The sequence below is a fragment of the Actinomadura rupiterrae genome, assembly GCF_024172125.1.
Lineage (GTDB): Bacteria > Actinomycetota > Actinomycetes > Streptosporangiales > Streptosporangiaceae > Spirillospora > Spirillospora rupiterrae.
In genome coordinates this window covers 92335-115771 of record NZ_JAMZEA010000011.1, presented here as the reverse complement: position 1 = coordinate 115771, position 23437 = coordinate 92335, and the positions used below count along the sequence as shown (strand labels likewise).

Annotated in this window: 24 protein-coding genes and 1 pseudogene; 11 read left to right on the top strand and 14 right to left on the bottom strand. The window is 71.8% G+C overall.

Features of this window, described 5'->3' with window-relative positions; translation table 11 throughout:
- Positions 1-40 precede the first annotated feature (40 nt).
- The 3 genes and pseudogenes from FHU30_RS34335 to FHU30_RS34330 all read right to left on the bottom strand — a co-directional run bounded on the left by FHU30_RS34335 (position 41) and on the right by FHU30_RS34330 (position 1147).
- Positions 41-529 (bottom strand): aminotransferase class I/II-fold pyridoxal phosphate-dependent enzyme, encoded by a 489-nt coding sequence (locus FHU30_RS34335; RefSeq protein WP_253881702.1) that lies wholly within the window; start codon positions 527-529, stop codon positions 41-43.
- Positions 530-610: 81 nt separating this feature from the next.
- Positions 611-792 (bottom strand): annotated as a pseudogene (locus FHU30_RS47800) (ornithine decarboxylase); the annotation flags it as partial.
- Between the two features lie 76 nt (positions 793-868).
- Positions 869-1147, bottom strand: a complete 279-nt coding sequence (locus FHU30_RS34330; RefSeq protein ID WP_253881701.1) for a DUF1905 domain-containing protein — start codon at positions 1145-1147, stop codon at positions 869-871.
- Between the two features lie 188 nt (positions 1148-1335).
- On the opposite strand from FHU30_RS34330, the gene FHU30_RS34325 reads away from it, so the two are divergent.
- The gene (locus FHU30_RS34325; RefSeq protein ID WP_253881700.1) at positions 1336-2526 is read left to right on the top strand and encodes an AMP nucleosidase; all 1191 of its coding nucleotides are present in this window, start codon (positions 1336-1338) and stop codon (positions 2524-2526) included.
- A 16-nt stretch (positions 2527-2542) separates the two neighbouring features.
- Here FHU30_RS34325 and FHU30_RS34320 read toward each other — a convergent pair whose 3' ends face one another.
- Together FHU30_RS34320 and FHU30_RS34315 are read right to left on the bottom strand one after the other, a co-directional pair.
- Complete coding sequence (locus tag FHU30_RS34320; RefSeq protein ID WP_253881699.1) at positions 2543-2884, bottom strand: NIPSNAP family protein; 342 nt, start codon at positions 2882-2884, stop codon at positions 2543-2545.
- A 164-nt stretch (positions 2885-3048) separates the two neighbouring features.
- Positions 3049-4194, bottom strand: a complete 1146-nt coding sequence (locus tag FHU30_RS34315) for an epoxide hydrolase family protein (protein WP_253881698.1) — start codon at positions 4192-4194, stop codon at positions 3049-3051.
- 52 nt (positions 4195-4246) lie between these two features.
- On the opposite strand from FHU30_RS34315, the gene FHU30_RS34310 reads away from it, so the two are divergent.
- Positions 4247-5236 (top strand): helix-turn-helix transcriptional regulator, encoded by a 990-nt coding sequence (locus tag FHU30_RS34310; RefSeq protein WP_253881697.1) that lies wholly within the window; start codon positions 4247-4249, stop codon positions 5234-5236.
- Here FHU30_RS34310 and FHU30_RS34305 read toward each other — a convergent pair.
- Complete coding sequence (locus FHU30_RS34305) at positions 5233-7797, bottom strand: hypothetical protein (protein WP_253881696.1); 2565 nt, start codon at positions 7795-7797, stop codon at positions 5233-5235. The genes FHU30_RS34310 and FHU30_RS34305 overlap by 4 nt on opposite strands.
- 363 nt (positions 7798-8160) lie before the next feature.
- Here FHU30_RS34305 and bla point away from each other — a divergent pair, with 363 nt between their 5' ends.
- The gene (gene bla / locus FHU30_RS34300; protein ID WP_253881695.1) at positions 8161-9123 is read left to right on the top strand and encodes a class A beta-lactamase; all 963 of its coding nucleotides are present in this window, start codon (positions 8161-8163) and stop codon (positions 9121-9123) included.
- A 118-nt stretch (positions 9124-9241) separates the two neighbouring features.
- Positions 9242-10111, top strand: coding sequence for a hypothetical protein (locus FHU30_RS34295; protein ID WP_253881694.1), 870 nt, complete (start codon positions 9242-9244; stop codon positions 10109-10111).
- A 21-nt stretch (positions 10112-10132) separates the two neighbouring features.
- Here FHU30_RS34295 and FHU30_RS34290 read toward each other — a convergent pair whose 3' ends face one another.
- Complete coding sequence (locus FHU30_RS34290) at positions 10133-10642, bottom strand: winged helix-turn-helix transcriptional regulator (RefSeq protein ID WP_253881693.1); 510 nt, start codon at positions 10640-10642, stop codon at positions 10133-10135.
- Positions 10643-10725: 83 nt separating this feature from the next.
- Here FHU30_RS34290 and FHU30_RS34285 point away from each other — a divergent pair, with 83 nt between their 5' ends.
- Positions 10726-11160 (top strand): tautomerase family protein, encoded by a 435-nt coding sequence (locus FHU30_RS34285; RefSeq protein WP_253881692.1) that lies wholly within the window; start codon positions 10726-10728, stop codon positions 11158-11160.
- A gap of 73 nt (positions 11161-11233) precedes the next feature.
- On the opposite strand, the gene FHU30_RS34280 is transcribed toward FHU30_RS34285, so the two are convergent.
- Entirely contained in the window at positions 11234-12340 is a 1107-nt protein-coding gene (locus FHU30_RS34280) for a DUF3466 family protein (protein WP_253881691.1), read from the bottom strand.
- 124 nt (positions 12341-12464) lie between these two features.
- On the opposite strand from FHU30_RS34280, the gene FHU30_RS34275 reads away from it, so the two are divergent.
- The gene (locus FHU30_RS34275; protein ID WP_253881690.1) at positions 12465-13265 is read left to right on the top strand and encodes a metallophosphoesterase family protein; all 801 of its coding nucleotides are present in this window, start codon (positions 12465-12467) and stop codon (positions 13263-13265) included.
- Positions 13266-13307: 42 nt separating this feature from the next.
- On the opposite strand, the gene FHU30_RS34270 is transcribed toward FHU30_RS34275, so the two are convergent.
- A complete protein-coding gene (locus tag FHU30_RS34270) occupies positions 13308-14180 on the bottom strand; it encodes an SDR family oxidoreductase (protein WP_253881689.1) in 873 nt (290 codons plus the stop codon).
- A 154-nt stretch (positions 14181-14334) separates the two neighbouring features.
- Between FHU30_RS34270 and FHU30_RS34265 the strand changes: the two genes are divergently transcribed.
- Together FHU30_RS34265 and FHU30_RS34260 are read left to right on the top strand one after the other, a co-directional pair.
- Positions 14335-15516, top strand: coding sequence for a cytochrome P450 (locus FHU30_RS34265; RefSeq protein ID WP_253881688.1), 1182 nt, complete (start codon positions 14335-14337; stop codon positions 15514-15516).
- A gap of 92 nt (positions 15517-15608) precedes the next feature.
- Positions 15609-16925 (top strand): cytochrome P450, encoded by a 1317-nt coding sequence (locus tag FHU30_RS34260; RefSeq protein WP_253881687.1) that lies wholly within the window; start codon positions 15609-15611, stop codon positions 16923-16925.
- A 32-nt stretch (positions 16926-16957) separates the two neighbouring features.
- On the opposite strand, the gene FHU30_RS34255 is transcribed toward FHU30_RS34260, so the two are convergent.
- Both FHU30_RS34255 and FHU30_RS34250 read right to left on the bottom strand, forming a co-directional pair.
- Positions 16958-17878 carry an NADP-dependent oxidoreductase gene (locus FHU30_RS34255; RefSeq protein ID WP_253881686.1) on the bottom strand — a complete coding sequence of 307 codons (921 nt, stop codon included), beginning with the start codon at positions 17876-17878 and terminating at the stop codon, positions 16958-16960.
- Positions 17878-18948 carry a saccharopine dehydrogenase NADP-binding domain-containing protein gene (locus tag FHU30_RS34250; RefSeq protein WP_253881685.1) on the bottom strand — a complete coding sequence of 357 codons (1071 nt, stop codon included), beginning with the start codon at positions 18946-18948 and terminating at the stop codon, positions 17878-17880. Before FHU30_RS34250 ends, FHU30_RS34255 begins: the two co-directional genes overlap by 1 nt.
- A gap of 71 nt (positions 18949-19019) precedes the next feature.
- Between FHU30_RS34250 and FHU30_RS34245 the strand changes: the two genes are divergently transcribed.
- Positions 19020-20012, top strand: coding sequence for a helix-turn-helix domain-containing protein (locus FHU30_RS34245; RefSeq protein WP_253881684.1), 993 nt, complete (start codon positions 19020-19022; stop codon positions 20010-20012).
- Positions 20013-20016: 4 nt separating this feature from the next.
- Positions 20017-20412, top strand: a complete 396-nt coding sequence (locus FHU30_RS34240) for a YchJ family protein (protein ID WP_253881683.1) — start codon at positions 20017-20019, stop codon at positions 20410-20412.
- 40 nt (positions 20413-20452) lie between these two features.
- Here FHU30_RS34240 and FHU30_RS34235 read toward each other — a convergent pair whose 3' ends face one another.
- A complete protein-coding gene (locus FHU30_RS34235; RefSeq protein WP_253881682.1) occupies positions 20453-21286 on the bottom strand; it encodes a lysozyme in 834 nt (277 codons plus the stop codon).
- Between the two features lie 276 nt (positions 21287-21562).
- On the opposite strand from FHU30_RS34235, the gene FHU30_RS34230 reads away from it, so the two are divergent.
- Positions 21563-22093 carry an SRPBCC domain-containing protein gene (locus FHU30_RS34230; protein ID WP_253881681.1) on the top strand — a complete coding sequence of 177 codons (531 nt, stop codon included), beginning with the start codon at positions 21563-21565 and terminating at the stop codon, positions 22091-22093.
- 133 nt (positions 22094-22226) lie between these two features.
- Here FHU30_RS34230 and FHU30_RS34225 read toward each other — a convergent pair whose 3' ends face one another.
- The gene (locus tag FHU30_RS34225) at positions 22227-22676 is read right to left on the bottom strand and encodes a MerR family transcriptional regulator (protein ID WP_253881680.1); all 450 of its coding nucleotides are present in this window, start codon (positions 22674-22676) and stop codon (positions 22227-22229) included.
- The gene (locus FHU30_RS34220) at positions 22673-23047 is read right to left on the bottom strand and encodes a hypothetical protein (RefSeq protein ID WP_253881679.1); all 375 of its coding nucleotides are present in this window, start codon (positions 23045-23047) and stop codon (positions 22673-22675) included. The genes FHU30_RS34225 and FHU30_RS34220 overlap by 4 nt, the downstream gene beginning before the upstream one ends.
- Positions 23048-23437 lie beyond the last annotated feature (390 nt).

The window sequence follows — 23437 nt, the reverse complement described above, 5'->3', positions numbered from 1 at the left end:
CGGTAGCCGGTGACACCGTCCATCCCCTCGATATCGATGATCACCTGGAGCGGGTCGAGGTCGAAGGCCCGGCCCGGCGCGACGAACTCGTCCCGGTTGACGTGCATGCCGGGGATGGCCTCGATGGCCTGCCGGACCCGTTCGGCCAGCTTGAGCGCGTCGCCGAGGAGCCGCTCGCCGTGCTCGACCATCTCTGCCGCCGCCAGCCGTCCAGGCCCGCGTAGATCAGCACGGACGGGCTGGTGGTGCCGAGCAGGTCGGCGCGGGAGCTGAGCACGTCGGGGTCGACCAGGCCGCCTTGGAGGTGGAAGACCGATCCCTGCTCCAGCCCGGCGCCCATCTTGTGCACCGAGGTCACGCACACGTCCGCGCCGGCGTCCATCGCCCAGGCGGGCAGGTCGGGGTGGAAGGGCAGGTGCGCGCCCCACGCCTCGTCCACGATGACGGGCCGTCCGTGCCGGTGGCAGACCTGGGCGATGGCGGCGAGGTCGGCGCAGGTGCCGTAGGGGGTGGGGCTGGTGACCAGCACGCCGCGCGCGTCGGGGTGTGCTCGGCGTGCACCGCGTCCGCCATCAACTTCTGGGCGCGCGCCAGGACGCCCTGGGACGAGCGGCGGTCGTCCAGCCCCGCGATCGCCAGGACGTCCGACCGGAACACCGCGTCGCCGAGGACCTCCCGGGCGCGCGGGTCGGCGCCGCGGCCCTGCTTGTGCCCGGGCGGGGTGAACGGGACGTCGCCGCGGCGGTGGTAGGCGGCCAGCGCGTCCAGCACCGGGGCCTTCGAGTGATCCATGAGGCGAGGCTTCCCCCGGGCGCCCGGTCGTAACGTCCACCCCACGACCGCCTCTGACCTGCGCGGACGGCGGCCGTCAGCTGAGGCGTTCCTCCAGGCGGACGGTGACCTTGTCGCCGGTCTCCTTGCCGAGCCGCTTGCGCACGTCGGCCTTCACCGGCAGCTTGTGCGTGCCGTCGCCCAGGGCCATGAACGAGCTGCGGAACGGGTGCCCGTCGATGGTTCCGCGTACCTTCACCAGCCCTCGGGTGCCGAAGTACTCCGCTGATCCAGGCATCACCACGTACGTCCATCCGCCCTTCTCCTCGCTGGTCACCAGCGGGGCGGTGAACTCCTTGTCCAGACTTTCCGCCATTCCGGTCTCCGTTCCCTGGGCGGCGTCGCCGCGCCGTTCGGCTGTCCCTTTCAACCAATACGACCGGCGGCGTCCGCCGAATTCATCGCTCCGGGAAAGAATCGGTCAACAGGCCGCCGGGCGGGCCGCCGGTCGGCTGGGCGGGCCGGGGGGCTTTCGGGGTGGGGGCGGTGGCTACGGTAGGGATCATGGCGGTTGAGGTGGGCGAGGTTTCGGTGGAGGGGTCGGCGCTGCGGCCCGGCGAGATCGAGGGCGGCGTGGGGCTGCTGCTCGACGCGCTGGAGGCGGTCGACCGGGACGGCTGGTACGCCGCCCTGGAGGTCTCGCGGCCGTGGTCGCGGCACAACCCGCGGCTGGTCGGGGAGTTCGCCCGTCCGGCCGCGATCCGCTGGTACCTGCGGCGGGAGCTGAGCGCGCTGCTGTCCAAGGGCGCGGAGATCACGGTGCGGCCGTCGCGGCGGCAGCTGGCGTTCGACGATCCGCAGTTCTTCGCGGCGCTGGACGAGGAGCGGTTCGATGTGCGGGCCAAGAAGCTGTTCCTGTTCGGCCCCGAGCGGATGGCGCTGTCGCTGGACCGGCTGTCGCACTACTGCGGCACCCCGGCCGAGTCGTTCCAGCGGTACGTGCTGTTCACCAACTACGCGATGCACATCGAGGCGTTCCGCGAGCGGTTCCCCGACGCCGAGGGGCCGGTCCGGGAGAACGTGCAGATGCCCGCCTGGCACCACAAGGCCGAGGACGGCGGCGGCGTCAGCATCGTGAACATCGGCGTCGGCCCGGCCAACGCCAAGACCGCGACCGACCACCTGGCGGTGCTGCGGCCCGACACGATGCTGATGATCGGGCACTGCGGCGGGCTGCGGAACCACCAGCGGATCGGCGACTTCGTGCTGGCCACCGCCTACCTGCGCGCCGACCACGTGCTGGACGAGGTGCTCCCGACGACCGTCCCGGTGATCCCGACGCCGCGCCTCAACCAGTTCCTCCTGGACGAGTTGGACGAGCGGGCGGTGCAGTACCGGCTCGGCACCGTGTACACCACCGACAACCGCAACTGGGAGCTGAACCAGCGGCAGCCGCTGGCGACGATGCGCGCCGCCCGGTGCGTGGCGGTCGACATGGAGTCGGCCACGATCGCGGCCAACGGCTTCCGCTACCGCATCCCCAACGCGACGCTGCTGTGCGTGTCGGACAAGCCGCTGCACGCCGAGCCGAAGCTGTCGGGTGAGGCGGCGAAGTTCTACGAGGCCAGCAAGCGCCAGCATCTCGACATCGCGCTGAGCTGCCTGGACCAGGTCCGCCGCCACCACCCCGGCGGGCTGCCCAACCAGGACATCCGCGCCCACGACGAGCCGCTGCTCAGCGGCGAGCAGCCCTAGCCGCGCCGCCCGCCGGTCACCCGACCGGGCGGCGCAGGGCCTCGACGGCCTGCTCGGTGACCTCGGTGACGATGGTGTGGATGGCCTCGATGCGCGAGACGATCGCCTCCCGGGGCCCCTCGCGCCAGTCGGGGCTGCCGTAGAACTCGTCCTCCTGGGCGCGGTAGGTCTCCAGCGAGGTGAACGCGCGGATCAGGTAGGCCTCCTCGTGCCCGTCCTCCTGCACCAGCGACACCCCGTGGTCCACCACGTCGATGCCGAACTTGTGCTGCAACGGCACCGACTCCTCGCGCATCGCCCGGACGTAGCCGTCCGTGGTCCCGGGCTTGAGGCGATAGGTCCGGATCTCCAGAATCACAGCAGCACCTTCCACATCGGCGACACCCGCAGTTGATCATGGCAGGGTCCACCGCGCCGCCGCAGGCGAACGGACCGCACCCGACCGGCGAACGGGCCGCGCCCGACGAACGAACGGGGCCGCGCCCGGCTGCTGAGCCCCGGCCGGGCGCGGGTCCGGACGGGTCAGCGCAGCGGGCCGAAGAAGGCGCGGACGTCCTGGACGAGCAGGTCGGGCACCTCCATCGCGGGGAAGTGGCCGCCGGTGCCGAACTCCGACCAGTGGACGACCTTGTGGTCGCGCTCGGCGATGCGCCGGACGCCGGGGTCGCCGGGGAAGACCGCGACGCCGTGCGGCACGGCCGAGTATCCGGTCGGGGCGCCCCAGGAGGCCGCGCCCTCCTTGTAGAAGCGGCAGGACGAGGCGGCGGTGCCGGTGAACCAGTAGATGCTGACGTCGGTGAGCATCTGGTCGCGGTCCACGGCGTCCTCGGGCAGGTCGCGGGCGGGGTCGGTCCACTCCTTGAACTTCTCCACGATCCACGCCAGCTGCGCGGCCGGTGAGTCGTGCAGGCCGAACGCCAGCGTCTGCGGACGCGTCGACTGGATCATCGCGTAGCCGGCCCGGTCGGTGTCCTGGTACTGGCCGAGCCGCGCCAGCTCGTCCGGGGTGAGGCCGGCGAACTCGGCCGGGTCGCCGGACGGGAAGCCGAGACCGCCGTTGACGTGCACGCCCGCGACGTGTTCGGCGTCGGCGCGGCCGAGCAGCGGGGAGATGACCGCGCCGCTGTCGCCGCCCTGCGCGCCGTACCGCTCGTAGCCGAGGCGGCGCATCAGCTCGGCCCAGGCGCGGGCGACGCGGGCCATGTCCCAGCCGGGCTCGGTGGTCGGCCCGGAGAACCCGAACCCCGGCAGGGACGGCGCGACGACGTGGAAGGCGTCGGCGGGGTCGCCGCCGTGCGCGGCGGGGTCGGTCAGCGGACCGATGATCTTCATGAACTCGGCGACCGAGCCCGGCCAGCCGTGCGTGAGCAGGAGCGGCAGCGCGTCCGGCTCGGGCGAGCGGACGTGCAGGAAGTGGATGTTCTGGCCGTCGATGGTGGTCGTGAACTGCGGGAAGGCGTTCAACCGGGCCTCGGCGGCGCGCCAGTCGAACCCGGTGCGCCAGTAGTCGGCCAGCTCGCGCGCATACCCGACCGGGACGCCGTAGGACCAGTCCACGCCGGGCAGCTCGTCCGGCCAGCGGGTCGCGGCCAGCCGGTCGCGCAGGTCGGTCAGCCGCTCCTCGGGGACGTCGACGGTGTAGGGGCGGATCTGCGTGTTCTGGTTCATGTCTGCGACTCTAGGAACCTGCTAGGTCAGGTTCTGTCCTAGGATGCGGGGCATGTTGGAGACCTCGGCGCGGCTGCTGCGGCTGCTGTCGCTGCTGCAGTCGCCGCGGGACTGGCCGGGCAGCGAGCTGGCCGAGCAGCTCGGCGTCTCGCCCCGCACGATCCGCCGCGACGTGGACCGGCTGCGCGAACTGGGTTACGTCGTGCACGCCACCGCGGGTGCGCCGGGGTACCGGCTCGGCGCCGGGACGGGCGTCCCGCCGCTGCTGCTGGACGAGGAGGAGGCGGTCGCTGTCGCCGTCGGCCTCGGCACCGCCGCGGTCTCCGGCGTGGCCGGGATCGGGGAGACCTCCGTCCGCGCGCTGGAGAAGCTCGAACAGGTGCTGCCGTCGCGGCTGCGGCACCGCGTGGGGTCGCTGCGCGCGGCCACCGTCCCGCTGGCCGCGGCGGGCGCGGTGGACCCGGCGACGCTGACCGCGATCGCCGCGGCGATCGGCAACCGGGAGGGCCTGCGGTTCGACTACCGCGCCCGCGACGGCGCCGAGGCGCCGCGCGCGGCCGAGCCGTACCGGCTGGCGAGCTCGGGCCGCCGCTGGTACCTGGTCGCCTGGGACACCGGACGCGGCGACTGGCGGACCTTCCGCGTCGACCGGATGCGGCTTCGCTCGCCCAACGGCCCGCGCTTCACCCCCCGCGAGCCGCCCGGCGGCGACCTGGCCCGCTACGTCGCCGAGCAGATCTCGGTGCGGCCCTACCGGTACCAGGGCCGCTTCACCCTGCACGCGCCCGCGGGGGTGGTCGCCGCGCGGGTCCCGCCGACCGTGGCGACGGTGGAACCGCGCGGCGAGGACGCGTGCGTTCTGAACGCCGGATCCAACACGCTCGACGAACTCGCGGTGTGGGTCGCGCAGATCGGCGTTCCCTTCGAGGTGCACGAACCGCCCGAACTCGCCGTCCACCTCCGCGCCCTGGCCGCACGCCTCCTGGACGCCGCCGCTGCGGTGCCCGCGTCCGGCGAGACGTCCGGCGAGACGTCCGGCTAGCCGGACGATTTGCGGCGGCGGGGCCGCAGGCCCACCCCGACCACGGCCAGGCCGACGACGATCAGGGCGAACAGGCCCAGCCGTCCGCTGAAGAAGGACCGGACCGAGTCGGTGGTGCGCGACCAGGCACCGGCCGGGGCCTTGGCGGTCTCACCAAGCCAGATCGTCCCATCGGACGCGGTGGACGGCGCCTTCCTGGACGCCTTCACGGTGTCGGGCAGGTGCGGAATCTGGCGGTTCATGGCGTCCGCGCCGCTGCGTGCCGGATGCAGTTGGCTGAAGTCGACGCCGCCGACCGTGAAGGTCTCGGTGAGGGTCGTGTTGCCCTGCGCGGTCGTCCGCTTGTAGGTGAAATCGCCGCTGTTGAAGGCCTTGACGTAGGCGTCGAGGACCTGCCGCGGCTGCCAGCCGTCGGTGAGGCGGACGGAGGCGACGTCACCGGAGTCGATGAGCTTGTCGAAGGCGGTGTGCGCGCCCTTGGCATGTCGCTCGCGCATCCATTGCGCGATGACGCGGGACAGGAAGGCGCGGCGCAGCGGCGCGTACTCGGGCGCGGTGTTGACCGTCCGGGTGACCTCGGGCAGCACCATCGACTGCTCGATCCGCTGGTACCGCTCCTGGACGCTCTGGTCGGGGAAGCAGGACCTCCCGCCCGCGTTCTCGGCCCTCACCTGCACCGCCAGCCCGGCCTTGAGGACGTACAGGGAGTCGCCGTCCTCGCGCACCCGCACATCCCCCGGAACGATCCACAGGCGTGAGGTGGCGCATTTCAACCCGAGCGCCGCCACCGCGCTCCAGTACCGCGAGCCCAGCGGCGTGGCCGGGTTGAGGAGGGTGCCGCTGGTCTTCTTCAGCAGGAAGTCGGCCTCCAGCATCGCCTTTCCGGCGTTGGTCTGCCCCATGGACGGGTCGATGATCCGGTCCGGTTCGGTCGGGTTGAGGTTCACCCAGAACGTGTCCGGCTTCAGCGCCAGCCAGGTCCGCAGGTCGGCGGTGCTGTGGGCGACCGCGGCGGCGGCCGACCCGACGTCCTGCTGGACGCCCGGTCCGGCGGGCCGTCCGGAGAAGGTGAACTGCAGGCCCGTCCCGGCCCCGTCGGCGACGTGGTGCAGCTCCAAGGTCGAGAAGTCGACACCACCGTAGCCGGGTTCGGTGAGCGCTTTGGCGATGCCGCTGGACGTGTCCTTCCCGCACGGGTTCGCAGCGGTGAGCAGCGCCGCATTCACGACCCGCCGACCATCGATCGTGCCAGAGGCGTGCACGGGCGAACCCTTGCCCGTGTCGCACACCTCAGCCTTCGCATCGTCTACGGCCTTCGCCTTGTCCTTCTGCTTCTGCTTGTTCGGGGCGTGGCTGTCCACCTTCAGGAGCGCGCTGTGGATCCGTTCGCCGATGTCGTCCTTGCCTGCGGCGTACGCCTTGACCTCTTCGTCTTCCAAGTAGGCCCCGGCGAGCTTCCTGGCGGTCGCCCACTGGGCGGCCTTGGCGCCGCTCTCGACCTGCGCCCGAACGTAGATGGACCTCGCGGTGAGCTTGAGGCTTTCCAGGTCCTGGTCGACCCTGGCCTGGTCCCCCGCCTCGGCGAACTGCCGGGCGCGCGTGAGGAACGCCTGCAGGGACCCCAGCGCGAGCCTGGCGTGCATGACGTTGTCCAGGCTGGTGTCGAAGTCCACAAGGGCCTCGGCGCCCTCGGTGAAAGTGGCGCATCCGTTCGGGCCGGTGCAGCCCGACTTGCTCGATGCGAGGCCCTGGGAGGTCTTCGGCTGCGGGAGCGTCTGCGGGTTGAGGAAGTCGTCGTTCGAGAGGGCGTTCAGCGTCCCCTTGTCGGTCGGGAACTGCCTGATGTGGGCGTTCCATGCCCGCAGCCTGGCCGTGATCTCGGACGCGGGGGCGTTCTTCCGCAGCCGTTCGGCGATGAACCATCCCGCGCTGGTCTCCCGCTGCAGGACGCGCTCGGCGTGCAGGGTCAGCTTGTTGGCCGGCTCGCCCGGCGCGAGGGACTGGCGGAGCGCGGCGCGGTCCGCGTTGCTCAGGCCCCCGGCGGACGCGTTAGCCCCCGACTCCTGGGCGATCACCCCGCGCGTCTGACCCGCCTTGATCACTCCCTTGGCGACCAGGGCCTGGTAGAGCTCCGGACGCCGCTTCTTGAACTCGGCCAGCGGCATCGCCTCCCGCGACTCGTCCTGCGTCTCCCAGAGGCCCCAGGCGTCCGGGCCGGTGGACGGGGTGCGCGATCCGGCCTTGAAGATCTCGATGAACCTGGCGACCTGGTCGGGGTCGAGGTCATGGACCTGCCAGTCCACCGCGACCGTCCGGATGTACGGATTGCCCGCCTCGTTGACCGCCCACTCCCGAAGGATCTTGCCCTGCTCGTCCAGCAGCGGGCCCCCGCGCGGCGAGAGCCACAGCGCCATCTCCTGCTGGGTCGGCATCTGGACGGTCTTGGGAGGTTTCGGCTGCCCCAGGGGCGCGGTCCGCGCGGCGGGTTCGAGTTCGGGCCGCGCGGCCGCCGGTGCGGCGAAGCAGGAGGCGAGTAGGACGGCCGTGAGGCCGCTGAGCACGCGTCGTGCCGGTTCGTTCGTTCGCGGTCGGGAGGTCGACGGTCGGGAGGTCATGAGGTCACCGCCTCGGCTGGGAGTCGTCCGTGGCGCGGGGAGCACTCCTCGGTCTCCCCTGCGAGCGCACGCCCCACCCCCGGCACAAGAGTCCTGACCACCACCGGACACACGGCGAACTTCTCGCCCTCCGCCAGCGATCTGGACCGTTCCGCAACCGGGCCGGAGAACTCGGCGTTGGCCACTTGACCTTGCTCGATATGGGAATCGCTATCGGGTCGCGACTGATACCAATATTGGACACGATGCGAGGGCGTCTGGTCTGCTCGTGCCCCGATGAAGATCACGAACGAGAGCAGGGAGCCGGGAATGCGACGCGTCCACACCCCGAAGGGCCGGGTGCGGCTCGGCGCCGCCGCGCTGGCGGTCTCCACGGTGTTCGCGGGAGCCGCCTGCGGCGCCGGGACCCCCAAGGCGACGGGCGAGCGGGTCGCGCAGACCGGTGCCGTGCGGCCGGCGGCCGACCTGCAGAAGCAGCTGCGGCAGTTGGAGAGCTCCTACCAGGGACGGATCGGGGCGTTCGCCATCGACACCGGCACGGGCAAGACCGTCGGGTACCGGGCGCACGAGCGCGTGCCGAGCAACTCCACCTTCAAGGCGATCCTGTGCGGGGCGATCCTGCACAAGGCCCGCACGACCGACCCGGGCCTGCTGAACCGCAGGTTCCACTGGACGACGCAGGACCTGGTCGACGGCTCGCCCATCACCGGCGACCCGAAAAACGTCGCGAACGGCATGACCGCGGCGCAGTTGTGCGAGGCGGCCATCACCACCAGCGACAACACCGCCGCCAACATCCTGCTCAAGGAGATCGGCGGCCCGGCCGGCATGACGCGGTACTACCGGTCGCTGGGCGACCCGGCCGGACGACTCGACCGGTTCGAGACCGCGCTCAACCACTGGACGCCCGGCGAGCGCCGCGACACCATCATGCCCGCGTTCATGGCCCGTGACCTGGACCGGCTCACCGTCGGCAGCGCCCTGGTCCCGCAGGACCGGCAGCAGCTGATCACGTGGATGAAGGCCACCACCACCGGCGGCGAGCGCATCCGCGCCGGGCTGCCCAAGGACTGGGCGGTCGGCGACAAGACCGGCACCGCGGACGGCTGGTACGCCGCCGCCAACGACATCGCGGTCGCCTGGCCGCCGTCCGGCGCACCGGTGATCATCGCGGTGTACACCCACCGGGACACCAAGGACGCCAAGTTCGACAACCGCGTCATCGCCCAGACCACGAAGCTGCTGGTCCAGGGCCTCGGCAAGGCGTCCTGACGGCGGCCTCGCCCAAGGTCATTTGGCGGTTCCTTGGGTTCGCTCCCCCGGCCCGGCGGACAGGTTCGAGGGTGGACGGAGGTGGGGAACGGGCGGGACGAGCGCGGCCCGGAAGGCTATGGGCACCTGGTTCACGCGGGAGATCGTGGACACCGGGCGGCTGCGCCTGTTCTGCTTCTTCGTCGCCTTCCTGGCCGCATTCCTGTTCATCCGGTTCAGCGTCCGGATGATCCGCAAGCAGGTGCGGTGGTGGCCGGGCAACGTCACCCCGGGCGGGCACCACATCCATCACGTGGTGTTCGGGCTGGTCTTCATGTGCGTGGGCGGCGTCGGCGGGCTGGCCGTGGCCGACAACGCGTCCGCGTGGGCGGGGGTCGCGGCCGGCCTGCTGGGCGTCGGCGCCGCGCTGGTGCTGGACGAGTTCGCGCTGGTGCTGCACCTGCAGGATGTGTACTGGTCGGAGGAGGGGCGGCTGTCGGTCGAGGTCGTGTTCGTGGCGATCGCGCTGTGCGGGCTGATGCTGCTGGGGATCCGGCCGCTGGGCGTGGACGACCTTGTCGACAGCAAGGGCGTGCCCGGAACAGCCTGGCAGGTGGCGCTGATCCTGCTGCTCAACCTCGCCCCGGCGGTGGTCGCCCTCCTCAAGGGCAAGCTCTGGACCGGGCTGCTGGGCCTGTTCATCGGCGTGTTCGCGCTGGTGGGCGCGATCCGGCTGGCCCGTCCGAACTCCCTCTGGGCCCACACCTTCTACCGCAAGCGGCCCCGCAAGCTCGCGCGCTCCTGGAAGCGCGAACGCCGCGTGCACCAGCCCGTCGAGCGGCTGCTCACCCGCATCCAGGACTTGGTGGCAGGCAAACCGTCCACCCCGGACCCGCCCCCGCCTTCCGACCCGAATCCGCCGCGGCCTTCCGAGCCGAATCCGTCGCGGCCTTCCGAGCCGAATCCGTCGCGGGTTTCGGATCCTGATCCGTCACGACACAAGGACTGAGTCGCGCGCGTCCGAGCCCGGTCACTCCTGCGCGGGCGTCCGTGCTGCGCGGCGGTGCAGCACTCTGGTTCCTGGACCAGGGGCGGCGCCCGGGCCGGGCAGGGAGGTCACGTTGGCGGTGGTCACGGCCTCACCGCACTCCGAGCAGCTGACCTGCGCGGTGAACTCCGCGCCGCAGCCGTCGTGCACCAGCCGCACCGGCGGGCCGCCCTCCGGCGTCGCCCACTTGTCGCCCCAGGCCATCAGCGCCATCAGCACCGGCACCAGCTCGCGGCCCGCCTGGGTGAGGTGGTACTCGTGCCGCAGCGGCCGCTCCTGGTAGGCGCGGCGCTCGACGATGCCGTCCGCCACCAGCGTCTCCAGGCGGCGGGTGAGCAGGTTGCGGGAGATCCCGAGGTTCTCGGCGATGTCGTCGAACCGGTGCAGGCCGAGGTGGACGTCCCGGACGATCAGCGGCGTCCACCACTCGCCGACGCGTTCCAGGGACTGCCCGATCGAGCAGTGCATCTCCGCGAAGCTGGTCCGTTGCATGGCTCCCATCCTAGAGGGTTGATTCATTGAACTCACCCGCTGTACGGTGCGGTGACCCGAGAGTTCAATGAAAGGACGCACTCATGCCGTTCGTGGAGCTGTTCGTCCCGCAGGGCGCGCTGGACACCGACCGCCGCGAGGAGATCGGCGGCCGGCTGGTGTCGGAGGTGATGATCGCCGAGGGTGCGCCGGACACCGAGGCCGCCCGCTCGATCTCCTGGCTGGTGGTGAACGAGATCGACGCCTGGTTCGTCGGCGGGCGGCGGCTGCCCGCCGGCGAGAAGCCCAGGTACGTGGTGCGCGTCGGCGTCCCGGCCGGGTCGATGAACGACGCCAAGCGCCGCGACATCGTCGAGCGCGTCACCAAGGTGCTGGCCGACGCCGATCCCGAGCCGGAGCGGTTCACCGAGGCCTCGACCGCCTGGGTGCACATCAACGAGATCCCCGAGGGCAACTGGGGAGCGCGCGGCGAGATCGTCCGCATCGAGGACATCGTGGCCCTGGTCGCCAACGGCTAGCCGCCCGTCCGGAAACGCATGACCCTCATAACCCCGGGTCCGGGTTATGAGGGTCGCAGTGCTTTCAGCCGGATCAGGAGGAGACGGGGGTCAGCTCGAAGCCGAGGGTGAGGCCCCGGGCGTTGACGGCGGTGCCGACGATGACGCCGTGTTCGTTGATGCTGGACGCGGTCGACAAGGTGACGCCGGAACCGGCCGGGATGAGGGTGTTGAGATCGGTCGCCTTGCCGTTCTGGTAGATGAAGGCGTGCCCGCCGCCCTCGGTCACGCCGCCGTCGCCCACGATCACGCCGGCGGTGTTGATGGACTTGGCCTGGGCGTCGCCGCCAGTGCCGAAGTGCAGGTCGGTGACCGTCCCGTTGGACCACAGGACGGCGTGGGCGTTGCCCTCGGCGCGGATGATGTCGGCGCCGACCGCCTGGCCGGCGTTGTTGACGCCCAGCGCCTTGGCGAGGTCGGTGCTGCCGGGCAGGAACGGCAGTTCCTTGATGGCGCCGTTGACCCACTCCACCGGGACGCCGGACCGGGTCTTGTCGTCGGCGTCGCCGACGATGGTGGTGCCGGTGCCGTTCACCGCGATCGCGTGGGCGTCGACGCCGCTGTTGGGCAGTTCGGGCAGCAGCGTGACGGTGCTGCCCTGGAGGGTGAAGGCGATGGTGGTGTCGCCACGGGTGCCCGGTCCCTCCCCGAACCCGACGATCAGGCCGTTGTCGTTGATGGAGGTGGCCTGGGTCTGGAAGAACCGGCTGGACAGCCCGGGCAGCTGCTGCAGGTTGGTCGGGGTGCTGATGCCGGGCCACTTGAGCGCGGTGAAGTTGCCGTTGTCGGACTCGCCGACCACGGTGTCGGTGTTGTTGAGGGCCTCGGCGATGGCGAACGCCGACCCGGTCTGGTTGGCCGGGACGTTGAGGGTGAGCGGCTTGCCCGACTTCACCGTCAGCAGGAACGGCGCGGTGCCGCCCGTCCCGGTCTGCGGTCCTTCGCCGATGATGTCGCCGTTGTTGTTGATGGCGTTGTAGTGGGTGTTGACGGTCGGGCTGAGGGTCAGCTTGTAGGTGGTGGCCGCCTGCGCGGGGGCCGCGAAGCCTGCCGCCGCGATGGCGATCCCGGCGATCCCGGCGGCCGCGGCGGTCACGGCCAGCGGCCGCCGACCCCGGGCTTTGCGCATGAGCTTGGACACTTGTGAACTCTCCGATCTCAGCGGTGCTCACAAGGAGATAGGCGTCCCGGTTACACGCCAGGGGGTTGCACGTCCGCCCGGTGCGGTTAGGTTGAGGTGCCCTCAGCGGAGAGGAGCCGCCGCCATGATCCGGGTCGCCGCCTTCGGGGACGTCCATGTCGGGCCCGACTCGTCCGGGACGCTCGGTCCGTACCTGGCCGGGCTGTCCGAGCACGCCGACGTGCTGCTGGTCGCCGGGGACCTGACCCGGCGCGGGACGGTCGCGGAGGGCGAGGTCGCCGCCGCCGAGCTGGCCTGCGCGGACGTCCCGGTGATCGCGGTGCTCGGCAACCACGACCACTCCGCCGGCCGGCAGGACGCGATCACCGCGCTGCTGCAGGACGCGGGGATCCGGGTCCTGGAGGGAACCGGCACGGTGATCGAGCGCGGCGGCGTCCGGCTCGGCGTCGCAGGTGGCATGGGGTCCTGCGGCGGCTTCCCGGACGTGGCGGATACCGTCTTGAGCGAGCCGGAGCTCCGGGCGCTCGTCGAGGACGGCCGCCCTTCCGCCGAGCGGCTCGGCGCGGCGCTGGACGCGCTGGACTGCGAGGTGCGCGTGGCGTTGACGCATTACGCGCCGGTCGCGGACACGCTCGCGGGCGAGCGCCTGGAGGTCTACCCGTTCCTGGGCAGCCACCTGCTCGGCGAGGCGATCGACGGCGCGAGGCGGCGCGTCGACCTGGCCGTCCACGGCCACGCGCACTACGGCAGCGCGAAAGGGCTCACGCCTGGCGGGACGCCCGTCCGGAACGTGGCGCTGCCGGTGCTCGGCCGGCCGTATGCACTGTTCCACCTGGCGCCGGGCCTGCCCCTCGCCGACGAACTCGTGCTCGAACGCGCCGACGAGCCCGATACCGAGCGGCCCGAGGTGTGCGGCGGCGGCTGAGGTCAGCCGGAGCGGCTGAGGGGCGTCAGTGGCGGCTGAGGGTCAGCCGGGGTGGATCTCGCCTCCGGCCGGGACCAGGGTCTGGCCGGTGTAGTAGGACGAGAGCCGGTTCGCGGCGAAGAAGACGTAGGACGGGGCGATCTCGTCGGGGTCGGCGGGCCGCTCCATCGGCGCCTGCTTGCCGAAGCCCTCGACGCGTTCGGCGGGGAAGGTCGCCGGGATCAGCGGTGTCCAGACCGGTCCGGGTGCAACGCAGTTGACCCGGATCTCCTTGTCGCTCAAGGACTGGGCCAGCGACTGGGACAGCACCATCGCGGCGCCCTTGCTCGCGGAGTAGTCGATCAGCGTCTTGTTGCCGCGCAGCCCGTTGATGGACCCGGTGATCACGATCGCGGCGCCGGCGCCGAGGTGGTCCAGCGCCTCCTGGACGATCCAGAACAGCGACAGCACGTTGACGTCGAAGGTGCGGCGCAGCTGCTTGCCGTCGATCTCCCGGACGTCCTGGACCGGCTGCTGGGTGCCGTGGTGCAGCACCAGCACGTCCAGGCCGCCGAGGTCGCGGGCGGCGTGCTGGACGACCTCGCGGGCGTGCCGCTCCTCGGCCAGGTCGCCGCCGAGGGTGACGCAGCGCCGCCCCTCGGCCTCGACCAGACCGGCGGTGTGCCGCGCGTCGGCGTCCTCTTCCAGGTAGGTGATCGCGACGTCGGCGCCCTCCTTGGCGAAAGCGACCGCGACGGCGCGTCCGATGCCCGAGTCACCGCCGGTGATCAGCGCGCGCTTGCCGTCCAGCAGGCCGCGTCCGGTGTAGTCGCGCATCTCGTCGCGCGGCTCGGGCGACATCTCCCCTGTGCGGCCCGGATAGGGCTGGCTTTGCGCGGGCGGCTCGATGGTCCGGCCTGCGGTTTCGTCGTTCATACGATCTCCCCCTTGCTGGACCGCCTGCCCGGCTGAGAGGCCACCAAACCGGACACCGCACCGGGCGCGGTCTCCACGCGGCGGCACTGATCGCCGCTCTCGACGTTTCAGGACGGTTTGGAGAGCATTGGGGGTGGCTACCCAGGGAGGCTCGATGGACGTCGAGGGCGGGAGCGGCAAGCTGCCGGAGGTCGCAACTCCCGGCGGGCTGCCGGATGTCGCAGTTCCCGGCGGGCTGCCGGAGGTCACGGTTCCCAGCGGGGACGTGATGCGGGCGGTGTCGGCGCACGGCGACGTCCGGCGGGTGCTGGCCGATCCGCGGTTCAGCCGCGAGCTGCGGCCCGGCGGTCCGCGGCTGGCCAAGGGCGGGGACGTCAGCGACGACCCGTACTCGCTCCTGAACATGGATCCGCCCCGGCACACCCGGATCCGGCGGACGGTGTCGGGGGCGTTCACGCCACGCCGGACGGCCGCCTGGCGTCCGCGCGTGGCGGCGATCGCGGCCGAGCTGGCCGAGGAGATGGCCACGCGGCCGGTGCCCTGCGATCTGGTGGCGGCGTTCGCGTTCCCGCTGCCGGTGCGGGTGATCTGCGAGCTGCTGGGCGTCCCGCACCAGGACCGCGACCGGTTCCGGGTCTGGGCCGACACGACGCTGTCGATCGGGCCCGAGGGCGGGCGGCGGCGGTCGGCCACCGGCCGGGAGTTCCGGGCCTACGTGGAGGCGCTGGTCGAGAAGCGCCGCGCCGATCCAGGGGACGCGCTGCTGGACGCGCTGATCGCCGCCCGCGACGAGGAGGGCGACGGCAGCGGGCTGTCCGGGCCCGAGCTGGTCAGCATGGTCATCAACATCATCACCGCGGGCCACGAGACGACCGCGCACCTGGTCGCGACCGCGGTGTTCACGCTGGTGACCGAGGGCCGGTGGCCGACCCGCGTCGGTCCGGAGCTGGTTGAGGAGGTGCTGCGGCACGACACGCCAGCGACGGTGGCGATGCCGCGGCTGGCGGTGGAGGACGTCGAGCTGGCGTCCGGGACGGTCCGCGCGGGCGAGACCGTCCTGCCGATGATCGCCGTCGCCAACCGGGACGCGGCGGTGTTCCCCGACCCTGACGCCTTCGTGCCCGAGCGCTCGGCGGGCGGCGCGTCCCATGTGACGTTCGGGCACGGTCCGCACTTCTGCCTGGGCGCCAACCTGGCGCGGCTGGAGGTCGAGGTCGCGCTGGCCACGCTGGCCGAACGGTTCCCGGCGCTGGAGCTGGCCGTCCCGGCCGAGCAGGTGTCCTGGCGCAGCGGCGGGATCGTGTCGGGCCCGGACCGCCTGCCTGTTCGATGGTGACCGCGACATAGCGTTTCCGTTCGGTCACTTGGAGTTGGCGGCAGCCGCTGCCAGACTCGGGAGGGCAGGCACGTCCCTAGCGAAGGAGCGGCATGCCGTCCTCGACCGAACCCCCGCGGGTACAGGACATCGACCTCGCCGACCTGACCTTCTGGCAGCGCCCCGCCGAGCAGCGGGAGAAGGCGTTCCGGCGGCTGCGCGAGCAGCCCGGCCCTGTGTTCTTCCCGATGCCCGCCATCCCGTTCCTGCCCCGCAGCCCCGGCTTCTGGGCGCTGACCAGGCACGCCGACGTCACCGGCGCGTCCCGGCTGCCGGAGGTGTTCTCCAGCGAGCCGAACGCGACCACGCCGGTCGACCTGCCCGACTGGCTGAACCGCTACGTCGACACGCTGCTGAACATGGACGACCCCCGGCACGCCAAGGTCCGCCGGACGGTGTCGCGCGCGTTCGCGCCGCGGGTGCTCACCCGGCTGCACGACACCGTCCGGGAGCGGTCCGAGAAGATCGTGGACGACCTGGTCCGCAACGGCCCCGGCGACTTCGTGGCCGCCGCCGCGGTGCGGCTGCCGATCGAGGTCATCTCCGAGATGCTCGGCGTCCCCGAGCGGCACTACCAGCGGATCGTCGCGCGCACCAACGTGCTGCTGGGCTTCTCCGACGAGGAGTACACCACGATGTCGCCCGCTTTCGGGCGGGTCGGCACGGGCCGGGCGCTGCTGAAGGTCGCGCGCGCAGGCCGGGACCTGCACAGCCTGGCCGCCGACCTGGGCCGCGAGCGGGTGCGGCGCCCGACCGGCGATCTGACCTCGGCGCTGGTGAACGCCGACGTGGACGGCGAGCGGCTCAGCCCGCGCGAGTTCGGCGCGTTCTTCCTGCTGCTGGTGCTGGCGGGCAACGAGACCACGCGCAACGCGATCGCGCACGGGCTGAAGCTGTTCACCGACCACCCCGAGCAGCGCGAGCTGCTGATGGAGGACTTCGACGCGCGGATCGGCGGCGCGGTCGAGGAGGTCGTCCGGTTCAGCTCCCCGGTCATCTCGTTCCGCCGCAACGTGGTGCGCGACCACGAGCTGAACGGGCACCGGTACCGCGAGGGCGACCAGGTGATGCTGTTCTACTCGTCGGCCAACCGCGACGACGCGGTGTTCGAGCAGCCGGACTCCTTCGACATCTCCCGCCACCCCAACCCGCACGTCGGGTTCGGCGGGCCCGGCCCGCATTTCTGCCTCGGCGCCAACCTCGCCCGCCTGGAGATCACCGAGATGTTCCGGGCGCTGTACACACGCCTGCCGACCGCCCGTTCGGTCGGCGACCCGGACATGCTCCGCTCCTACTTCATGAACGGGGTCAAGCGCATCCGCATCGAGTTCGACGGCCCCGTCCCCCGCCCGCGCCCCGCCTCCACTTAGCCCCCGCCCAAACCGCGAGGCTTGGCGCGTGCTCACACCGTCAGGACGAGTTTCCCGGCGACGCGTCCGGTCTCGCCGCGCGCGTGCGCCCGGGCGGCGTCGGCCAGCGGGAACACCGCGTCGATCGCGGCGCGCAGTCGGCCCGCCCCGGCCAGCGCCGCGACCTCCCGCATGCCCGCGTGGTCGGCCTCGACGAGCATCTCGGCGGCGCGGACGCCGTACCGGGCGGTGTCCAGGTCGCGGACGTGGTTGACGATCGAGACCAGGACGCCGCCGCGGCGCAGCGTCGGCAGCGAGCGCGGACCGTACTCCCCGCCGACGCCGTCCAGCACGACGTCCACGTCCCGGACGTCCGCGGCGAAGTCGGCAGCGGTGTAGTCGATGACCTCGTCCGCGCCGAGGGAGCGGACCAGGTCGTGCTTGGGCGCGGACGCGGTGCCGATCACGTACGCGCCGCGCGCCTTGGCGATCTGGACGGCGAGGTGCCCGACCCCGCCGGCGGCGGCGTGGATGAGCACCCGTTGCCCGGCGCGCAGGCCCGCGGTGTCGACAAGGGCCTGCCAGGCGGTGAGCGCGGCCAGCGGCAGCGCACCGGCCTGGACGTGGTCGATCGCGGCGGGTTTCGGCACGACGTGCCGGGCCGCCGCGACCACGTACTCGGCGTGCGCGCCGTGCCCGTAGGGGTAGCTGAGCATGCCGAACACCTCGTCCCCTGGCTGGTGGAGGGTCACCCCGAGTCCGGTTTGCTCCACCACGCCCGACACGTCCCAGCCGAGGATGAACGGCGGCGTGCCGAGGATGAGGCCGGTGGCTCGGTGGATCCAGTCGGTCGGGTTGACGCTCGCGGCCCGCACTCGGATCAGCACCTCGCTCGGGCCAGGATGCGGCCGCTCCACCTCGACCTGCTTGAGCACCTCCGGGCCGCCCAGGACGTCCTGGCTGATGGCGCGCATCACTGGACCTCCAGGCGGCCCGGGACGCTCTCGGTGCGCAGGTCCACCGTGAGGTGCGGGGCCAGCGCGTGCAGGACGTCGGCGGCGTCGAACAGCGCGCCCGCCGAGGCGACCCCGGCGGTCGTCGTGGTCTGTCCAGTGAGGATGCGGTGCACGGCCTCGACCGCCAGCGGCGCGCTGACGGCGTAGATGTCGCGGCCGGACGCCACGGCGGAGCGTTCCAGCAGGCCCGAGACCACGACCGCCTCCACCACGAACAGCTGTGCCGAGCGTCCGTCCTCGCTCACCGCGACCGGCTCGGGAGTGTCGGGGGACATCAGGTCCCGCGCCGCCTCCACGGCCATGTAGGTGCACACCTCGGGAACCGGCAGGTGGCTGGGGACGGTGACCACGTCGGCCATCGAGAACTCGGCGAACACCTCCCGCACACCGGTCGGCTCCGGGAAGGACCACTTCTGGAGCTGCCGCTCGTCGTCGTGGTAGGTCAGCTCGCCGCCGGTGTAGCGGACGTGGCGGCCGCCGTTGCGCCGCCGGGACACCGCACCGGTGGCGCGCGTCCCCGACGTCGGGTGCCAGCCGTCCAGGCCGTAGGCGATGTGCACCTCGTCGGCCTCGGTCCAGTCGTCCATCGCGGCGGTGGCCAGAAGGTCGCCGAGCCCGCCGTAAAAGGCCATCGCGGGCAGCACCACGATCCCGGCCTCGCGGGCGCGGTCGGCGAACAGGCGGAAGGTGTCGGTGTTCGCCTCGATCTCGGCGGCGACGTCCACGTACGGGATGCGGGCGCGGAGCGCGGCCTCGATCACCGGCGCGGCGGTCGCGGCGAACGGCCCGGCGGCGTTGATCACCGCGTCCGCGCCGGCCAGCGCGCGGTCGAGCGAGGCGGCGTCGTCGGCCGAGGCGAGCCGGACGTCCAGATCGGGGTAGGCGGCGGCGAAGGCGTCCAGCTTGGCCTGGTCGCGTCCGGCGAGGATGGGAACGAAGCCGCGCGCGACCAGTTCGGCGACGACGAACCGTCCGGTGTGGCCGTAGGCGCCGAGCACGGTGACGGTGGCGTTCTGAAGATCGTTCATGGGGATATCGTCGCGACCAGCGCGAACACCCCGCCAGTGTCCGAAACGACAAGGTGCGTACAATTCCGGACGTGGCCTCAGACACGCACACCGTCGCGATCGCCGTCGCCGACGGGATCCTGCACTTCGAACTCGCCCTGGCCTACGAGCTGTTCAGCTCCGCGCCCCGCACCGGCCCCTGGTACCGGCCGCTGATCTGCGGCGCCGGTCCGGTGCGGGCCGACGGCCGCTTCCTGCTCGAACCCGACTGCGGCCTGGACCGGCTGCCCCTGGCCGATACCGTGGTCGTGCCGGGCTGGGCCGAACCGGACGCCGATCCCCCCGCCGAGCTGGTCGCGGCCGTCCGTGCCGCCTACGACGCCGGCGCGCGCGTGGCGTCCCTGTGCACCGGCGCGTTCGTGCTGGCCGCCGCCGGTCTACTGGACGGACGCCGCGCCACCACCCACTGGGCGCACACCGAGGCCCTCGCCGCGCGCTACCCGACCGTCGAGGTCGATCCGGACGTCCTGTACGTCGACAACGGACGCGTCCTGACCGCGGCGGGCAAGGCCGCGGCACTCGACCTGTGCCTGCACATCGTCCGGCTCGACCACGGCTCGGCGGTCGCCAACGCCGCGGCGCGGCGGCTGGTGGTGCCGCCGCACCGTCCCGGCGGCCAGGCCCAGTTCGTCGCGACACCCGTCCCCGAACCGCGCGAGCACCCGCTGAGCGACCTGCTCGCCTGGGTCGGCCGGCGCCTCGACCAGCCGCTGACCGTCGAGGACCTGGCGCGCCGCGCGAACATGAGCTCCCGCCACCTGGGGCGCCACTTCCGCGCCACCACCGGCACCACTCCCCTGCAATGGCTGCTCACCCAGCGCATCCGCCGCGCCCAAGAACTGCTGGAGACCACCGACGAAAGCGTGGACGCCATCGCCGCGGCCACCGGCATGGGCACCGCGACCACCCTGCGCCGCCACTTCAACCGCACCGTCGGCGTCCCGCCCGACACCTACCGCCGCACCTTCCACACCCGCCGCGCCGAGACCGGCGGGCCGGACGGGGAGCCGGCGGGAGGACAATAGCGGCATGCCCAAGCGCCGATCCGAGCCCTGCCCGTGCGGGTCGGGTGTGTCCTACCGCGACTGCTGCGGCCGGCTGCATCGCGGCGAGGCGGCCGCCGAGACCGCTGAGCAGTTGATGCGGTCGCGGTTCAGCGCGTTCGTGAAGCTGGACGACGAGTACCTGATGCGCAGCTGGCATCCGGCGACGCGTCCGGAGAGCCTGGAGTTCGAGCCGGGGCTGTACTGGGAGCGGCTGGAGATCGTCCGGACGGCGGACGGCGCGCCGGGCGACAACCGAGGCGTGGTGGAGTTCCGGGCGCACTTCGTCCAGGACGGGCAGCGCGGCCGGTTGCACGAGGTGAGCCGGTTCGTCCGGCACGACGACGCGTGGGTGTACGTCAACGGCCGCATCGACCCCTGACCCGTCCACCCGCGCGGATGGACGGGCCGGGGCGCTGCGGTCAGCTGCTGGCGAAGACCTGCAGGCGGCTCAGGTCACCGTTGAAGTAGTCCTGGTCGCCGGGGAACGTGCCGTGGTCGGCCCACTGCCAGATGGTCTGGTAGCTCCAGTTGTAGGGCATCGCACCCGGCGAGCCGTTGTAGTTGGCGATCACGAGCGGGTTGGTGGAGGCGAACGCGCCGAGGTTGCCGGTGCACTGCGACCACCAGCTGGTGGCGGTGTAGATGGCCGGGTAGCGGCCGGTGCGGTAGTGGTAGCGGTTGCTGAACGACAGGATCCAGTTCACCATCGCGCTCTGCGACAGGCCGTAGCAGGCGGCGCCGTAGGGGTTCCACTCCATGTCGACCATGCCCGGCAGCGTGCGTCCGTCGGCCGACCAGCCGCCGCCGTGGTTGACGAAGTAGTCCGCCTGCGTCGCGCCGGAGGAGTTGTTCGGCACGGCGAAGTGGTAGGAGCCGCGGATCAACCCGACATTGTAGGAGCCGTTGTACTGCTGGGCGAAATAGGGGTTGGTGTAGCTGGTCGACTCGGTGGCCTTGACGTAGGCGAACTTGGCGCCGTTGGCGGCCACCGACGACCAGTTGACATTGCCCTGCCAGCCGCTGACGTCCAGGCCGGGCGTCTGGGTGACGGCGAGGGAGGGCGCGACGGGCGCGTTGGTGAAGTGCTCGTGCTTGACGACCTGCGACCCGAGCCAGTGCCGCTCGGGACCGTTCCCGGCCGGGGCGGCCGCGGGGTCGGGGGCGGCGGACGCGGCCGGGGCGACGGCCGCCAGCGCTCCCGCCGCGAGCGCGGCGGACACGGCGGCCGAGAGCAGGGTGCGGAGAGGGGCCATGGGACGACTCCTGTGGGCGAGGGGACGAATGAGACGCTGCGGCGGTTATAACCCGGCTCCGATCCCCTCGCGAAGACCGTCCGACGCGTTTGATCCGTTCTTTGAGCCGCGCGCCCTTTCTTTGGCAACTTCCGTCGTGCCGCAACGCCCCGCATTCGGCTATGGACGCACAGAAACCTCTCCCCGCCTCCACCACCCGTCCTTGACCCCCACCTCCGCACATGAAATCTTACTCAGAGTGAACAAAGCGAGCCCGCTGACCGGAAGGAGTCCGCGATGACCGACGGCATCATCGAGCGCGACGGCGACCGGGTCACGTTCCGTTACGAACGGCCGCTCACCCAGCCGGTCGCCATGACCTGGCAGGCGATCACCGACCCCGCCGAGATCACCCGCTGGATGGGCGTGGGCGTCGAGGAGTTCGACCTGCGCCCCGGCGGCCGCATCGTCATGGTCCACATGGGCACCCACCGCGTCGAGGACGAGGTGCTGGCCGTCGACCCGCCGCACCGCCTCGAACACACCTACTTCAAACAGGCCAACCCGAGCGCCGTGGTGACCTGGGAGGTCTCCGAGATGGGCGGCGGCTCCCGCCTCACCCTCACCCACGCCCTGGACATGGACGACATCCGCGCCGTCTCCACCGGCCAGGACGTCGACCCCACCACCATCCTCGCCCGCAACGGCGCAGGCTGGCACCACCTGCTCGACACCATCGAACTCCGCCTACGCGGCGAACCCATCCCCGACTGGCCCCCCGAAGACCGCCAGTCCCTCCAAAAGCACTACACCCAACTCGTCCCCTAGCCCCCAAGCACCTCCCACGACGCCACCAAGACCCCACACCAGGTTTGGCATCGCACCGGATCAATACGACCCCTTCCGCATTCTTGGCCCCATGCAGGACGACATCGCGAGCGAACATAGGTCCCCAAGGTCATCATCGGGGGGTCTCTTCAGAACGGGGGTGGGCGAGTTCGGCGAACGGCAGCGGGCAGCAGGGCTGGTCGGCACAGGCCAGAAGGTCATCGCAGCCGGCGTCGATGGCTTGGCGTAGCGTGCCGCGAATGGTCTCCAGGTCGGTCATGCGCTGCTCGACCTCGGCCAGCTTGGTCCGGGCGCGTTCCCGGAGTCCGGCGTCGGGCCGCCGGTGCCTGTGCGATCCGGCGTCCAGCAGGTCGGCGACCTCCTCCAGGGTGAACCCGAGCCGCTGCGCGGTCTTGATCATCCGCAGCACCGTCACCGCCTCGGGCGGGTACAGCCGGTGCCCGCCGGGCGATCGGGGCGGTTCCGCCAGCAGCCCCCGCCGCTCGTAGTAGCGCAGGGTCTGAAGGTTCACCCCGGCCGCCGCCGCGACCTGCCCACTCCGCAGACCCGGCAGCTCGGTCACCTCCCGGCCCCGGCAACCGCGCGGGCGCGTTCGGCCAGCGCCGCCACCACCGGGGCGTGCTGGTCGGCGGCGCTGACCTCCAATGCCAGCTCACCACCGCAAGCGGTCAGGACGAAGGTGAAGAACGAACAGCACCGGGTCTCCCGCGCCGCCAGTTCGGCCGCACGCCCGGCCACCTGCGGCTCGGCCTTCAACCGCAACCGCACCCGCCCAGCCGCCACCTGCTCCACCGCGATGACCGCCTCGGCGAACAACGCGTCGAACTCGGCCTCCCGCACCGGCCGCTCAGCCGTCGGCAGCCTGCAAGCATCCGGCGCCCACTCCTCGCCCGCCACCCACGCCTCACCGGCCTGCGTCTGTCTTGGCTCCATTCCTCGACGGTAAGCCTGTACCCCGGTACCGGACGCAAGCCCTAGCGGTCTCACACGCCTGCAACCTTGCCGAGGCGAGCTGGCCGGACTGGAGCCAACGGTGGCGCAAGCTCGCCACCCGCGAGCCGGGCTCGATACCAACCGGCCAGAGCCCGGCATTTGCCCAAAGAAGTCAGTTGAGCGCTGAGCATAACTAGCGGATGTGTCTTTCGGGTGGCTGCGGGGTTCGGGTGTCCATAGGAGGACAGACGGGGACACGGAAGCGTCTCGATCGGGGTGGGGGGGTGGGCGGAAAGTTACGTTTGCGGCGGGTCCAGGCATGGACTCGTGCGACGGGGGGCGCACCGGCTGCGACGGAGCGAGGGACGTCATGCCAGGGGTGTTCAGAGG